This is a genomic window from Pedococcus sp. NPDC057267 (genome assembly GCF_042668795.1).
Taxonomy (GTDB): Bacteria; Actinomycetota; Actinomycetes; order Actinomycetales; family Dermatophilaceae; genus Pedococcus.
This window is the reverse complement of sequence record NZ_JBHUYG010000189.1, coordinates 1-1426: the sequence shown is the minus strand read 5'-3', so window position 1 is coordinate 1426 and position 1426 is coordinate 1. Positions and strand designations below refer to the sequence as shown.

Genomic DNA, 1426 nt, shown 5'->3' with positions numbered 1-1426 from the left:
CTGCCGGGGGGCTAGGGGGCGATGCCGACGTAGGTGGTCTCGAGGTACTCCTCGATGCCCTCGAACCCGCCCTCGCGGCCGAAGCCGGAGGCCTTGACCCCGCCGAAGGGGGCGGCGGGGTTGGAGATGATGCCCTGGTTGATGCCGATCATGCCGTACTGCAGTCCCTCGGCCACCCGGATCATCCGGCCCAGGTCGGTGGTGAACACGTACGACGCGAGCCCGTACTCGGTGTCGTTGGCCAGCTCGATGGCCTCGGCCTCGGTGCGGAAGGAGGCGATCGGGGCGACCGGGCCGAAGATCTCCTCGGTCATCATCCGGGCGTCCTTGGCGACCCCGGTGATCACGGTCGGCTCGTAGAAGTACCCGCGGCCGGGCACGGCCTTGCCGCCGGTGACGATGGTGGCGCCCTGGGCGCGGGCGTGCTCGACCAGCTCGGCGACCCCGTCGCGGGCCTTGCCGTCGATCAGCGGGCCGACGTCCACGCCCTTCTTGGTGCCCTTGCCCAACGTCAACGCACCCATCCGCGTCGCCAGCTTCCCGGCGAACTCGTCCACGACGTCCTCGTGGACGTAGAACCGGTTCGCGGCCGTGCACGCCTCGCCGATGTTGCGCATCTTGGCCAGCATCGCGCCCTCGACCGCCCGGTCCAGGTCGGCGTCCTCGAACACGATGAACGGGGCGTTGCCACCCAGCTCCATCGACACCCGCAGCAGCTGCTGCGCGGACTGCTCCACCAGCGAGCGGCCCACGGCGGTGGACCCGGTGAAGGTGAGCTTGCGCAGCCGCGGGTCGCGGATGATCGGCTCCATCACCTCCCCGGTGCGGCTGGTCGTGACCACGTTCAGGACCCCGTCGGGCAGACCGCAGTCGGCCAGCAGCTGGGCCAGGGCCAGCATCGTCAGCGGGGTCTGGCTGGCCGGCTTGACCACCATCGTGCACCCCGCCGCGATGGCCGGGCCGATCTTGCGGGTCCCCATCGCCAGCGGGAAGTTCCACGGCGTGATCATCAACGTCGGCCCGACCGGCTTCTTCATCGTCAACAACCGCGTCGCACCGTTCGGGGCCGTCGACCACCGGCCACTGATCCGCACCGCTTCCTCGCTGAACCAGCGGAAGAACTCCGCCCCGTAGGTGACCTCACCCCTGGACTCCGCCAGGGTCTTGCCCATCTCCAGGGTCATCAGCATCGCGAACTCCTCCGCCCGCGCCGTGATCGCCTCGAACGCCGACCGCAGGATCTCCCCCCGGTCCCGCGGCGCCGTCGCGGCCCAACCCGCCTGCGCCGCCACAGCGGCGTCGAGCGCGGCCCTGCCGTCGGCAACGGTCGCATCCGCCACGTGGGTGATCGTCGCCCCGCTCGAGGGGTCCTCCACCGCGATCGTCGCCCCATCGGAGGAGTCCCGCCACGACCCCCCGATCAACA

At 70.8% G+C, this 1426-nt stretch carries 1 protein-coding gene; it reads right to left on the bottom strand.

All coding sequences use genetic code 11. The features are described 5' to 3' along the window. Window positions 1–11: 11 nt before the first annotated feature. On the bottom strand, window positions 12–1424 hold the full coding sequence (locus ACFUC1_RS20580; protein ID WP_379123180.1) for an NAD-dependent succinate-semialdehyde dehydrogenase: 1413 nt from the start codon (window positions 1422–1424) through the stop codon (window positions 12–14). Between the last annotated feature and the right edge of the window lie 2 nt (window positions 1425–1426).